The 12,450-nt window shown below is 67.6% G+C and carries 16 protein-coding genes; 3 read left to right on the forward strand and 13 right to left on the reverse strand.

The genetic code is table 11. From position 1 onward, the window contains the following. Positions 1 to 196: 196 nt before the first annotated feature. The 13 genes from ptsP to QMZ25_RS09655 all read right to left on the reverse strand — a co-directional run bounded on the left by ptsP (position 197) and on the right by QMZ25_RS09655 (position 10,480). Positions 197 to 1,966: a phosphoenolpyruvate--protein phosphotransferase gene (ptsP, locus tag QMZ25_RS09595; protein WP_065174530.1), complete on the reverse strand. Its 1,770-nt coding sequence runs from the start codon at positions 1,964 to 1,966 to the stop codon at positions 197 to 199. 2 nt (positions 1,967 to 1,968) lie between these two features. Continuing rightward, positions 1,969 to 2,238 carry an HPr family phosphocarrier protein gene (locus QMZ25_RS09600; protein ID WP_053519412.1) on the reverse strand — a complete coding sequence of 90 codons (270 nt, stop codon included), beginning with the start codon at positions 2,236 to 2,238 and terminating at the stop codon, positions 1,969 to 1,971. Continuing rightward, positions 2,231 to 2,623 (reverse strand): PTS fructose IIA subunit family protein, encoded by a 393-nt coding sequence (locus QMZ25_RS09605; RefSeq protein WP_065174531.1) that lies wholly within the window; start codon positions 2,621 to 2,623, stop codon positions 2,231 to 2,233. The genes QMZ25_RS09600 and QMZ25_RS09605 overlap by 8 nt, the downstream gene beginning before the upstream one ends. 136 nt (positions 2,624 to 2,759) lie before the next feature. Further along, positions 2,760 to 3,644 (reverse strand): RNase adapter RapZ, encoded by an 885-nt coding sequence (gene rapZ / locus QMZ25_RS09610; protein ID WP_053519414.1) that lies wholly within the window; start codon positions 3,642 to 3,644, stop codon positions 2,760 to 2,762. A gap of 27 nt (positions 3,645 to 3,671) precedes the next feature. Beyond that, a complete protein-coding gene (hprK, locus tag QMZ25_RS09615; protein WP_053519415.1) occupies positions 3,672 to 4,622 on the reverse strand; it encodes an HPr(Ser) kinase/phosphatase in 951 nt (316 codons plus the stop codon). Then, positions 4,619 to 5,071, reverse strand: coding sequence for a PTS sugar transporter subunit IIA (locus QMZ25_RS09620; RefSeq protein ID WP_283219524.1), 453 nt, complete (start codon positions 5,069 to 5,071; stop codon positions 4,619 to 4,621). Before QMZ25_RS09620 ends, hprK begins: the two co-directional genes overlap by 4 nt. A gap of 21 nt (positions 5,072 to 5,092) precedes the next feature. After that, a complete protein-coding gene (gene raiA, locus QMZ25_RS09625; protein WP_005415556.1) occupies positions 5,093 to 5,410 on the reverse strand; it encodes a ribosome-associated translation inhibitor RaiA in 318 nt (105 codons plus the stop codon). Between the two features lie 58 nt (positions 5,411 to 5,468). Continuing rightward, a complete protein-coding gene (locus QMZ25_RS09630) occupies positions 5,469 to 6,893 on the reverse strand; it encodes an RNA polymerase factor sigma-54 (RefSeq protein ID WP_283219525.1) in 1,425 nt (474 codons plus the stop codon). Positions 6,894 to 6,933: 40 nt separating this feature from the next. Continuing rightward, positions 6,934 to 7,653 carry an LPS export ABC transporter ATP-binding protein gene (gene lptB / locus QMZ25_RS09635; RefSeq protein WP_065174533.1) on the reverse strand — a complete coding sequence of 240 codons (720 nt, stop codon included), beginning with the start codon at positions 7,651 to 7,653 and terminating at the stop codon, positions 6,934 to 6,936. Next, the gene (gene lptA / locus QMZ25_RS09640; RefSeq protein WP_065174534.1) at positions 7,653 to 8,186 is read right to left on the reverse strand and encodes a lipopolysaccharide transport periplasmic protein LptA; all 534 of its coding nucleotides are present in this window, start codon (positions 8,184 to 8,186) and stop codon (positions 7,653 to 7,655) included. Before lptA ends, lptB begins: the two co-directional genes overlap by 1 nt. 105 nt (positions 8,187 to 8,291) lie before the next feature. Further along, positions 8,292 to 8,867: an LPS export ABC transporter periplasmic protein LptC gene (gene lptC, locus QMZ25_RS09645; RefSeq protein ID WP_053519420.1), complete on the reverse strand. Its 576-nt coding sequence runs from the start codon at positions 8,865 to 8,867 to the stop codon at positions 8,292 to 8,294. Next, positions 8,864 to 9,412, reverse strand: coding sequence for an HAD hydrolase family protein (locus tag QMZ25_RS09650; RefSeq protein WP_053519421.1), 549 nt, complete (start codon positions 9,410 to 9,412; stop codon positions 8,864 to 8,866). Before QMZ25_RS09650 ends, lptC begins: the two co-directional genes overlap by 4 nt. 66 nt (positions 9,413 to 9,478) lie before the next feature. Continuing rightward, positions 9,479 to 10,480 carry a KpsF/GutQ family sugar-phosphate isomerase gene (locus QMZ25_RS09655; RefSeq protein WP_065174535.1) on the reverse strand — a complete coding sequence of 334 codons (1,002 nt, stop codon included), beginning with the start codon at positions 10,478 to 10,480 and terminating at the stop codon, positions 9,479 to 9,481. A gap of 54 nt (positions 10,481 to 10,534) precedes the next feature. Between QMZ25_RS09655 and QMZ25_RS09660 the strand changes: the two genes are divergently transcribed. From QMZ25_RS09660 to QMZ25_RS09670, 3 genes are read left to right on the forward strand one after another with little or no spacing between them, the layout of a single operon-like run. Continuing rightward, a complete protein-coding gene (locus QMZ25_RS09660; RefSeq protein WP_053519423.1) occupies positions 10,535 to 10,765 on the forward strand; it encodes a BolA family protein in 231 nt (76 codons plus the stop codon). Between the two features lie 22 nt (positions 10,766 to 10,787). Further along, positions 10,788 to 12,059, forward strand: coding sequence for a UDP-N-acetylglucosamine 1-carboxyvinyltransferase (gene murA / locus QMZ25_RS09665; RefSeq protein WP_053519424.1), 1,272 nt, complete (start codon positions 10,788 to 10,790; stop codon positions 12,057 to 12,059). Then, positions 12,056 to 12,367 carry a hypothetical protein gene (locus QMZ25_RS09670; protein WP_053519425.1) on the forward strand — a complete coding sequence of 104 codons (312 nt, stop codon included), beginning with the start codon at positions 12,056 to 12,058 and terminating at the stop codon, positions 12,365 to 12,367. The genes murA and QMZ25_RS09670 overlap by 4 nt, the downstream gene beginning before the upstream one ends. The last annotated feature ends 83 nt before the right edge of the window (positions 12,368 to 12,450 follow it).

The raw sequence follows: 12,450 nt of genomic DNA on the forward strand, positions 1-12,450 counted from the left end.
GAAAAGCCGCGATCCTGGCAAGGATGCGGCAACAAGGGTGTTCAGCGCGTCATTATCGCAAGGGGATGTTTCAACGCATACCCCGGTGTCTGCGGCCAGCGGGGTCCATGAATTCCGCCGGGCATGGCCCGGCGCTACCGGGAAGGTACACGCGGCGGTGCGCCGGGCCATGCCCGGCGAGCGCGCAGCGCGGCCGTCAGGGCGTATCGGCCACCAGTGCCAGCCAGCGCTCGATGCCGCGACGGTCCCGCGCGGCCAGCAGCTTCGGAGCGCGGGCGCGCAGGGATGCCAGGTCGGCCTCGCGGATCGCGCGGCGGACTTCCAGCAGCGTGCCCGGATGCAGGCTGAACTCGGTCAGGCCCAGTGCCAGCAGCAGCGGCGCCATGCGTGCGTCCCCCGCGATCTCGCCGCACACCGCCACCGGCACACGATGGCGTGCGCCGGTCTCGATCACCATCTGCAGCAGGCGCAGCACCGCCGGGTGCAGCGGCGAGTAGAGTTCGCCCAGCGCCTCGTTGTTGCGGTCGGCCGCGAGCAGGTACTGCACCAGGTCATTGGTGCCGATCGACAGGAAGTCGACCAGGTCGATGAAGCTCTCCAGCGCCAGAGCAGCGGCGGGTACTTCGATCATCGCCCCCAGCGGCACGTGGTCGGCCACCATGTGCCCTTCCGCGCGCAGTTGTTCGGACAGCTTGAGCATGCGCCGACGCACGGCCAGCAGCTCTTCGCGCGTGCTGATCATGGGCACCAGCACCCGCAGCTTGCCATAGGCCGAAGCACGCAGAATCGCCCGCAGCTGGGTGTCGGCCACTTTCGGCCGTGCCAGCGACAGGCGCACGCCCCGCAGGCCAAGCGCCGGGTTCTCTTCGTTGCTCAGGGTCAGGCCGGTACGATCCGCTTTGTCCGCACCCAGATCGAGGGTGCGGATGGTCACCGGCCGCCCGCTCATGCCCAGCGCGGCGTCGCGGTAGGTCCGGAACTGTTCTTCCTCGTCCGGCAGCTCGTTGCGCTGCAGGAACAGGAATTCCGTGCGGTACAGACCCAGTCCCTGCGCGCCGAGGGCGTGGGCCTGGGTTACGTCCTCCAGCGATTCGGCGTTGGCCAGCAGGGCGATGTCGACCTGGTCGCGGGTACGGCTGGGTTTGCTGCGCAGGCGTCCGAGCTCCCGCTGCTCGCGGGCGTGTTCCTTCAGTCGTGCGCGATAGTCACGCAGGTTGTCGGCCTGCGGGTTGACGGTGATGCTGCCGTCGGCGCCATCGACGATCAGCACGTCGCCATCGGCAACGCGGCTGAGCAGCTGCGGAACGTTGACGATCAGTGGCAGGTGCAGACTGCGGGCGAGGATGGCGCTGTGCGACAGCGCGCTGCCGGCGGCGGTGACGATGCCTACGACGCCCTGTGCCTGCAGCTGTGCCAGCTCGGACGGCGCGATGTTGTCGCAGACCAGGATCTCGCCGGCCAGCCCCTTCATCACCGGCGCACGCTCCGGCTGCAGGAAGGCGTGAATGCGGCCGATCACATGATCCAGATCGTCCATGCGGCTCTTCAGGTAGGCATCGTCCATGCCATCGAAGACCTTGGCCAGGCGGTCGCGCTGCAGGCGCAGGGCGTATCCGGCGCTGTACGGGCCGCTGCGGATCAGCTCATCCAGGCCGAACAGCAGCTCCGGGTCGTCCAGCAGCAGCGCGTGCAGATCGAGGAATTCGCCTACTTCCTGGTTCAGTGCGCCGTGCAGGCGCTGCCGAAGCTCATGCATCTCCGCGCGCGCGGCATCCACGGCGTGATGCAGGCGCGTCAGCTCGGTTTCGATCTGCTGCGGTGCCACGCGCTGTTCGGCAACGTCCAGCGCATGCGGCAGGCGCACGCGTGCACGCCCCATCGCCGAACCCCGCGCAGCGCCATGACCAGCCAGCAGCTGGACCGGCCGTTGGCCGGAAGGGAGCTGGCCGGCGCGGGCGCGCGGCACGATCAGCTGTCCTCGTCGAAGCGGCGTTCGAACAGGTCGACCACCGCGTCCATCGCGGCGGCTTCGTCTTCGCCACTGATGCGCACGGTGACCGGGGTGCCCTGGCCGGCAGCGAGCAGCATCACGCCCATGATGCTCTTGGCGTTGATCTCGCGGCCCTTGGCAGCCATGGTCACGTTGCACCGGAACGGTGCCAGGGTCTGCACCAGCTTGGCGGTGGCCCGGGCATGCAGGCCCAGGCGGTTGCTGACGGTGAGTTCTCGTTCAAGCATCGTCGACTATCGCTCCATTACGGGTACCCGCCGCAGCGGTGGCGGGCAGTTGATCCAGTGCCTGTTCCGGATAATTCATCACCCGCAGCAACATCGGCAGGCTCAGCGCCGACACCCGGCGAACCGGGGTCCCCAGCCGGGCCAGCTGCCCGGCAAGGTTGGCGGGGCTGGCGCCGTACAGGTCGGTCAGGATCAGCACGCCTTCTCCACCATCAACCCGCCGCAGCGCGGCCGAGGCGAGGGGGAGCAGAGCATCCAGGTCTGCGTCGAACGGTACTTCGAAAGCTTCGGTCTTCAACGGCAGCTGCCGCAGGAGCCGGGTCGCCACGTCAAGCAGGGCGGCGCCGACCCCGGGATGTGTTACGAGGAGAATGCCACAGGTCATTACTGCACGTTAACAGGTCAAGGTGAATTGGCGATAGCCGCAGATGAGGGGCACTGTGTCCCGTATTCAGCGTCCCCCGCCTGCCGGCCCATCCCGCCTCTCCGCGGGGCGGTCGGGCGCACCCCGGCCGGGCCTCTCAATCCTGCTCGCGGTGATAGGTGGCCACGTCTTCCCAGCCCATTTCGCGGGCATGCCGGGCCATCCGTTCGGCCAGATAGACCGAGCGGTGCTTGCCGCCGGTGCAGCCGAAGGCCACGGTCACGTAGCTGCGTGTGCCGTCGCCCAGCTTCGGCAGCCAGGTGTCGAGAAAACCCATCAGCTGTGCGAGGTAGCACTGCACGTCCGGCTGGGCTTCCAGGTAGTCGCGCACGCCCGGCTCGCGGCCACTGAGCGCACGCAGCTCGGGATCCCAGTGCGGATTGGGCAGCACCCGCGCATCGAAGACGAAATCCGCTTCGGCCGGCACGCCACGCTTGTAGGCGAACGATTCGAACAGCAGCGACAGGCGGGTTGCATGGTCCAGCGTGAACTCGGTGATGATGCGGCGGCGCAGCTGGTGCACGTTGAGCGCGCTGGTGTCGATGATGGCGTCGGCCTCCTGGCGCAGCGGTGCGATCAGTTCGCGCTCGCGGGCGATCGCTTCCGGCAATGACAGACCGAGCTGGCTGAGTGGATGGCGGCGACGGGTGTCGGCATAGCGCTTGAGCACCGCCTCGTCGCTGGCTTCAAAGAACAGCACCTTGGTTTCCACGCCAGCATCGGTGGCCAGTTGCCGCCAGTTGGCCAGCTGGCTCAGGTCGGCCTGGCCGCGCACGTCGATGCCGACCGCCAGCCGGCGCGGCGCGGCGCCGTCATGGTGGGCCAGCAGGCTGCGCACGAAGTCCGGCAGCAGCTGGATCGGCAGGTTGTCCGAGCAGTAGTAGTCCTGGTCCTCGAACGTCTTCAGGGCGACGGATTTACCCGAGCCGGACAGGCCGCTGACGATGATCAGGGTCGGGGCGGTGGGGGCAGCAGTGCTCATGGACAGACTCTTCGAAGGCCAGGGAAATCAGGGTGTTCGCCGTTCCAGCAGGTTGCTGTGGCGCGCGATGAACATCGCGGCCGGGTCGATGCCCTTGGTCCGCAGGATATGCAGGCGGGTGGCCGCCTCGGTCAGCACGGCCAGGTTGCGGCCGGGCATCACCGGCAGCGTGATCAGCGGCACGTCCAGGTCCAGCACATGGCGGGTACCGGAATCGCCGGTCAGTCGTTCGTAGCCATGTGGAGTGGGCTCGGTCATCGGCTTGGTCAGGTGGACGATCAGCCGAAGGTACTTGTTCTTCTTTACAGCCGTGTCGCCGAACATCTCGCGCACGTTCAGCACGCCCAGGCCGCGTACTTCCAGCAGGTCCTGCAGCAGTTCCGGGCAGGTGCCGTCGAGCACGTCCGGCGCGATCTGGGTGAATTCAGGTGCATCATCTGCCACCAGGCGGTGGCCACGGCTGAGCAGTTCCAGCGCCAGCTCGCTCTTGCCCGACCCGGCTTCGCCGGTGATCAGCACGCCGATGGAGTAGATCTCCATGAACACGCCGTGCAGGATCACGCGCGGCGCCAGCGTGCGTGCCAGGTGGTAGGACAGATGATTGAGCAGTTCGTGGCCGCGCTTGGGAGATACCCACAGCGGCGTGCCCGACTCGTCGGCGGCCGCGCGCAGGTCTTCCGGACAGGGCTGGTTGCGGGTAATCACCAGCGCCAGCGGGTGCGACTGCATGAGCTTTTCGATCGTCTCCCAGCGCTGGCGCGGCTCCAGCGCGTCCAGCCAGGACAGTTCCTCGGTGCCCAGGATCTGCACCTTGTTGGGGTAGATCGCATTGAGGTAGCCCGCCAGCGAGGGCCGGCGGGAGACGGTGTTGCCGGCCTCGAGCTCGCGCTTCTCGCCGGATTTTCCCGCCACCCAGCGCAGGCCCAGGCGTTCGCGCTGCTGTTCGAACAGTTCGCGTGCGGTGATGCTGGTATTCATGCGGCACTCGCCGGGGGCGTGAGATCCAGGGCCTGACGCAGTGCCCGCGCGTCGCCGGCGGCGCGCAGCGCCTCGCGGATGGCGGGGGCGGAGAACAGTTCGGCCAGTTCGGACAGCAGCATCAGGTGCTGATGGGTGTAGTGGGCCGGAACGGCCATCGCGAACACCAGGTCGACCGGCTCGTCGCCCCCGAAGTCGACGGGGGTCTCCAGTCGCAGCAGGGCGCCGCGTGGGCGGTCCAGGGTCGGCGCGCGGCCATGCGGAATGGCGATGCCGCAACCGATCGCGGTGCTGCCCAGCGCCTCACGCTGGCACAGGTTCAGATAGATCTGTTCGGCATTGGCCTGGCGGCAGGCCAGCAACCCGGCCGCGGCCTTGAGGACGCTGTCGCGGTCGGCGGCCGTGCAGAGCTGGGTCTGCACGGCCGCCAGGAGGTCAGTCAGGGGCATGTCTGCGGGGAACGGTGGCGATCAGCCGCCATTGTCACCCACCGGCAGCGGTGCGTGCTGCTGTTTTTTCTCCTTGTGCTTGATCACCAGGCGGTCAAGCTTGTCCGCCAGCAGGTCGATCGCGGCATACATGGTCTGGCCGCCGGCCTCGGCGTGCAGGGTCTGGCCGGGAATGTTGAGGCTGGCGTCGACGTGGTGTTCGGTCTTCTGCAGCTTGAGGGTCACCCGCGCTTCGCAGTGCTGGTCGAAGTGCTTTCCGATCCGGGCCAGCTTCTCCTCTACATAGGACTGCAGGGCCGGGGTGACTTCGACGTCTTTGCCAAACGTTTCGATGCGCATCGGGTTTCTCCTGTGTTCGGATGTGCCAATGAACCTCTCCGCCGGGCGCGGCGGTGCGTCAAGCGATTCTGACCCTTTCGTGCGAGGCGGAAATGTTCATGGCTTCACGATACTTCGCCACGGTGCGTCGCGCCACTGGAATTCCCGACGATTTGAGCAGGTCAGCCAGCTTGGCGTCAGAAAGGGGCTTGCGCGGGTTTTCGTCATCGATCAGGCGCCGGATCATTGCCTGGATGGCGGTGCTGGATGCCTCACCGCCGCCTTCGGTATCGATGCCCGACGCGAAGAAGGCGCGCAGCGGCAGGGTGCCGCGTGGGGTCCGGACATGCTTGCGGGCGATCGCCCGCGAAATGGTGGATTCGTGCAGGCCCAGTTCGGCGGCGATCTCACGCAGGGTGAGCGGGCGCAGTGCCTGTTCGCCGAACTCCAGGAAGCCGGACTGCTGCAGGATCAGGCAGCGCACCACCCGCAGCAGGGTCTCGCCACGCTGCTGCAGACCTTTCAGCAGCCAGCGCGCCTCCTGCAGCTGGGCGCGCAGGTAGCCGGCGTCGGCCTCACCGCAGCGGCGGATCATCTGTTCGTAACCGCGGTGGATGACCACCTTCGGCCCGGCATGGCCGGCCAGCGCGGCGCGCCACACGCCGTTCTGCCGCCAGACGACTACGTCCGGCACCACGTAGGTGTCCGGCGACAGCGGCGCGATCTGGGTGCCTGGGCGCGGGTCCAGCGACCGCAGCAGGGCCACGGCGGTCTCGACATCGGCCAGGGGCTGCCGGAGTTCGTGCGCCAGCCCAACCACGCCGCTGCGCGGCAGCCGCTCCAGCGGCCCGGCAGCGACCTGGCGTGCCAGGGCAAGGCCAGGTGTGTCGGCCGCCAGTACGTCCAGTTGCAGCTGCAGGCATTCGCCCAAGCTGCGTGCCGCTACTCCGACCGGATCGAAGCGCTGGATCTGGTGCAGTACGGTGAGGATCTCGTCCTCGCCGGCGTGGATCGCCGGCAGCAGGGTCTCGGCGATGGTGGACAGCGGTTCGCGCAGGTAGCCATCGTCGTCCAGGGCGTCGATCAGGGCAGCCCCGATGCTGCGGTCGCGTGCGGACAGATGCGACAGGTGCAGCTGCCACAGCAGGTGGTCGGCCAGGGTCTCGGTTTCGGCCACGCGTTCGGCCGCGCTGCCGCTGTCGTCATCGTCGTCGAAGCTGCCGCCGCTGCCGGCGGTGCTCCAGTCCGGTTCGGCCGATGCCCAGTCGTCCTCCTGGCCGGCGTCGGTGCGTTCGGGCGGGGCGTCATCGCCGTTGCCATCGTCGCCGGCAGCGGCATCGCTCTCGTTGCCTTCGGCCCAGTCCAGCAGCGGATTGCTCTCCACCGCCTGGGCGATCTCCAGTTCCAGCTCGGTGCTGGACATCTGCAGCAGCTTGATCGCCTGCTGCAGCTGGGGCGTGAGCACCAGCTGCTGTCCCAACGATGTCTGCAGCCGAGTCTTCATGCCTGTGCCGAAGAGGGGGAATGGAACCCGGCAGCTGCGGTCACAGCTTGAACGAGTCCCCAAGGTAGACGCGACGTACGTCGGCATTGTCCAGGATCGATTCCGGCGAACCCTGGGCCAGTACGGTGCCCTCGGCGAGGATATACGCGCGGTCGCAGATTCCCAAGGTCTCGCGCACGTTGTGGTCGGTGATCAGCACACCGATGCCGCGCTGCTTGAGGTGGGTGACGATGCGCTGGATCTCGCCAACCGAGATCGGATCGACACCGGCAAACGGTTCGTCGAGCAGGATCAGCCGGGGTTGCGCCGCCAGCGCGCGGGCGATTTCGCAGCGGCGGCGCTCGCCGCCGGACAGGCTGGCGCCAAGCTGTTCGGACACATGGCCCAGCTGCAGTTCGTCCAGCAGGCTGCTCAACTCGCGCTCGCGGCCCGCCGAGTCCAGATCCTCGCGCAGTTCCAGCACCAGGCGGATGTTGTCGGCCACGGTCAGCTTGCGGAACACCGAAGGCTCCTGCGGCAGGTAGCCCACGCCCTGCTTGGCACGGGTGTACATCGGATCGCCGGTGATGTCCTTGCCATCGAGCACGATGCTGCCGGCATCGGCGGCAACCAGGCCGACGATCATGTAGAAGCAGGTGGTCTTGCCGGCACCGTTGGGGCCGAGCAGGCCGACCACTTCGCCCGCTTCGAGGGTGAGCCCGAAGTCCTTGACGACCTCACGTTGCTTGTAGCGCTTGCGCAGGCCCTTGGCGACGAGCATTACTTCCGGCTCCCGGCCGGCTGCGCCGGCGTGGTGGTGGCGGCAGGCGTCTTGTTCTTGGGCGGGATAACGGTGCGCACGCGGCTGCCGTCGCCGCCGGAGTTCATCTCGCCGGTACGGGTGTTGTAGACCATGCGCTGGCCGGCGTTGGTGCCGCGCGCGCTGGTGACCTTGTAGTTGCCGGTGAGGGTGATGATCTCGGTCTTGATGTCGTAGTCGATGCGGTCGGCGAGCGCATCCATCCAGGTGCCGTCATCAAGCTGCTGCTTCAACTTCGCCTGCTTGCCGGTGAACACCACACGCACCGGCTCGCCGTCCTTGAGATAGATCTCCGCTTCGGACGAGCGCAGGTCCAGCGTGCCCTGGGTGATGATCACGCCCTGCGACAGCACGGTTTTGCCGTCGCCGGTGAGCATGCCGTTCTGTGCACCGGCATCGATGTTCATGGGCTCGTTGCGGTCGGTCGACTTCGCCTGCGCGAGGGCGGGGACAAGAAGACTGAGTGCGAGCATGGCTGCAAAGGGGATCTTCATCGGGGTCCGTTCTGCCGGTGGTGGCTGCCCGGTCAGGAGGGCAGCAGCGGGTGGGGGCTGCCGGCGCCGCGCCTGTCCAGGGACGTCGCGGGCCGGGCGGCGGAATCAGCGTCTGGGCGTGTAGCGACCCTTGGACTGGCTGAGGAAATGATACGTGTTGTTCTTCGAATCCACCTCGAACCCGACGCCGGACTGCTCCATGCCGGGGCGGGTCATGGTCACCAGGGCGTCGGTCCGGGCCCGGCTCTCCTTGGGGAACACGTCCAGGTGGTCGGTGCGGAAGGTGGTCGGCACGACGCCCGGGGCAGCCGGACTGTCACCCGCCACCTTGCCGCGCAGCTTCAGTTCGTCACCCTTGGCGCTCAGCCAGCCGGTCTCCGCGCGCAGTGTCCAGTGCCTGCCGTCCTTGTCGGGCATCTCGAACAGTGGCGTGGCGATGTTGATGGTCTGGTCGCCGCGCTGCCGCTCCAGCCGCGGCGCGCGCAGGGTGGTCGATTCCTTGCCCTGCTCGTCCAGGGCGACGATCTGGAAGTCGTGCAGGATGTAATCCACGCCGACTTCCTGGCCGCTCTGGGCCGGGCCTTTGTCGCGGTTGCGCAGCGCGGCCCAGCTGCTGAGCAGGGCCGCCAGCAGCAGGCCGATGCCTAGCACGGTGCGCCAGTTCACGGTCGGTGCGTTCATGCGCCGTACCTCGCCAGGACCGACGCGACATGACCCTGCGCGGCCAGCAGAACGTCGCACAGCTCACGCGCCGCGCCGCGCCCGCCTTCGGAACGGGTCTGCCAGTGCACGCGTTCGGCGATCCACGGATGGGCATTGGCCGGCGCCACGGCCAGGCCGACCGCACCCAGGGGCGCCAGATCCGGCAGGTCATCGCCAAGGAAGGCGACCTGTTCCAGGCCGATGCCGCGCTGGGCACACAGAGCCTGCACGCTGGCCAGCTTGTCGCCCACGGCGATGTGGGTATCAATGCCGAGATCGGCACCGCGCCTGAGCGCGGACTGGCTGTTGCGCGCGGTGATCAGCACGGGGTGGATGCCGTGCTGCTGCAGCAGTTTCAGGCCCAGGCCATCCTGCACGAAATACGCCTTGCTCTCGTTGCCGTCCTGGTCGTAGTACAGCCGACCGTCGGTGAGGGTGCCGTCCACGTCGAAGCAGGCCATGCGGATCCGCGCCGCAGCGGCATGCAGGTGGGCGGGGAAGGCGGGCAGGGGGGACCAGGGCATCAGGACGTTGAACTCGATCAGGGCAGGTGTGGGGTTACAGACTGAATGGGGTCTACGGACTGTCGGTTAAACCACCCGGGCCCGCAACAGGTCATGAATGTTCAGGGCGCCGACGGCGCGGCCCTGGTCATCGACCACGATCAGGCCGTTGATCTGCTGGGTTTCCATCTGGCGGGCGGCCTCCACCGCCAGCTGGTCGGCTCCGATGGTGCGGGGGTTGCGCGTCATCACATCGGCGATCTTTGCCGTGCGCACGTCCAGCGCACTGTCCAGTGCCCGGCGCAGGTCACCGTCGGTGAACAGGCCGATCAGCACGCCCTCGGCATCGACCACGGCGGTCATGCCCAGGCGCTTGCGGCTCATCTCCACCAGGGCCTCGCTGAGGCTGGCGCCGGCATCGACCTTGGGCAGATCGGCACCGGTATGCATGACGTCGGTGATATGCAGCAGCAGGCGACGGCCAAGGCTGCCGGCCGGATGCGAGCGGGCGAAATCGTCAGCGGTGAAGCCGCGCGCATCCAGCAGGGCCACCGCCAGCGCGTCGCCCATCGCCAGCGAGGCGGTGGTGCTCGAGGTCGGAGCCAGCGCCAGCGGGCAGGCCTCGGCCGGCACGCTGACGTCCAGGTGGACGTCGGCGGCGGTCGCCAGGCTGGACTGCGGGCGGCCGGTCATGGAGATCAGCACGTTGCCCTGGCGCTTGAGCACCGGCAGCAGCATCAGCACTTCGTCCGATTCGCCCGAATAGGACAGGGCCAGCACCACGTCGGCTTCGGTGATCATGCCCAGGTCGCCATGGCCGGCTTCGCCCGGGTGCACGTAGAACGCCGGGGTACCGGTGGACGCCAGGGTTGCGGCGATCTTGCGCGCCACATGGCCTGACTTGCCCATGCCGGTGGCGACCACCCGCCCGCGGCTGCCCAGGATCACCTGGCAGGCCTTCTGGAACGGCTCGCCCAGGCGCTCGGCGACCGCCTGCAGTGCCTGCTGCTCGATCTCGAACACGCGGCGGCCGCTGGCCACCAGGGCGGCCGGCTCGACGGAACGGGGGGGCGGGAGGGACTCGGCCATGCGGACGCCACGCAGCGGAAGTAGAATGAGGGTTCATTTTATTAGGAAAGCCCGTTGGACGCCGACACCATCCGCAACCTGATCGAAACCGGCCTGCCTGGCGCCCGCGCCGATGTGCGGGGCGACGATGGCGTGCATTTCGAAGCGACCGTGGTCTGCGACGCCTTTGCCGGCAAGATGCCGCTGGCCCGCCACCGCATGGTCTATGCCACGCTGGGCGACCTGATGGGCGGCGCGATCCACGCGCTGGCGCTGAAAACCGTGACCCCGGCCGAAGCCGGCTGAACCGCAGAAGATCCCGAACCCCATGGCCAAGATCGTTGTGACCGGCGGCGCTGCGCTGCACGGTGAAGTGAGCATCTCCGGCGCCAAGAACGCCGTCCTCCCCATCCTCTGCGCGACCCTGCTGGCCGATGAGCCGGTGGAGATCACCAACGTGCCCCACCTGCACGATGTGGTCACCACGGTGAAGCTGCTGGGCGAACTGGGCGCCAAGGTCACCATCGACCAGGGCACGCTGTCGCGCGGCAGCGCGATCGTGGTCGACCCGCGTGCGGTGAACCAGCATGTGGCGCCGTACGAACTGGTCAAGACCATGCGTGCGTCGATCCTGGTGCTGGGTCCGCTGCTGGCCCGTTTCGGTGCGGCCGAAGTGTCGCTGCCCGGTGGCTGTGCCATCGGCTCGCGTCCGGTCGACCAGCACATCAAGGGCCTGCAGGCGCTTGGTGCCGACATCGTGGTCGAGAACGGATTCATCAAGGCTTCGGCCAAGCGCTTGAAGGGTGGCCACTTCACCTTCGACATGGTGAGCGTGACCGGGACCGAGAACGTGCTGATGGGCGCGGTGCTGGCCGAAGGCACCACCATCCTCGACAACTGCGCGATGGAGCCGGAGGTGACCGATCTGGCCCATTGCCTGATCGCTCTGGGTGCGAAGATCGAAGGCCTCGGCACCGCCCGTCTGGTGATCGAAGGCGTGGAGCGCCTCTCCGGTGGCCGTCATGAAGTGCTGCCCGACCGCATCGAGACCGGCACCTTCCTGGTGGCCGCCGCGATGACCGGCGGCAAGGTCACGGTCAACCGTGCGCGTCCGAACACCATGGACGCGGTGCTGTCCAAGCTGGTCGAGGCGGGTGCCCGGATCGAGACCACCGAGGACAGCATCACCCTGGACATGCAGGGCAAGCGGCCGAAGGCGGTCAACCTGACCACCGCGCCGTATCCGGCATTCCCGACCGACATGCAGGCGCAGTTCATGGCGCTCAACTGCGTGGCCGACGGCGTCGGCGTGATCAACGAAACGATCTTCGAGAACCGTTTCATGCACGTCAACGAGCTGCTGCGCCTGGGCGCGGACATCCAGGTCGAAGGCCATACCGCGATCGTGCGTGGCAGCGAGCACCTGAGCGGCGCGCCGGTCATGGCCACCGACCTGCGTGCATCGGCATCGCTGATCCTGGCGGGCCTGATGGCCAGCGGCGATACCACCATCGATCGCATCTACCACCTCGATCGCGGCTACGAGAACATCGAAGAGAAGCTGTCTTCGCTCGGTGCCACCATCCGGCGCGTGCCATGATCCTTCGCGGAAAATTCAGCCCGCGTCGCAAGGCGCTGCTGGCGCTGGTGCTGATCGTGCTGGCGTGGCTGGGGTATGCCTGGTACGCCGATATCGCCATCACCCGCGGCATCGAGCAGAAGGACATGGACTGGAACGGTGACGGCACGGTATCGCGTGACGAGATCATCCAGTCGTTCTATGCCGTGTCGGTGAACGACAGCCAGGAAGGCAACCGCCATTGCCGCACTTTCGTCTGGCGCGGAAGCGGTGAGCAGATCCGGGTGGACTGCCGCACCGAGTTCAAACCGGCCGAAGAGAAGAAATGAAAAACGCCCGCGCAAGCGGGCGTTTTCCTTGTGCGGGGCCCGGGGTCAGAGCCCATCCCCGAGGGGATGGGATCCGACCCCGG

The organism is Stenotrophomonas sp. RS-48 (assembly GCF_030053245.1).
GTDB classification, from domain to species: Bacteria; Pseudomonadota; Gammaproteobacteria; order Xanthomonadales; family Xanthomonadaceae; genus Stenotrophomonas; species Stenotrophomonas maltophilia_P.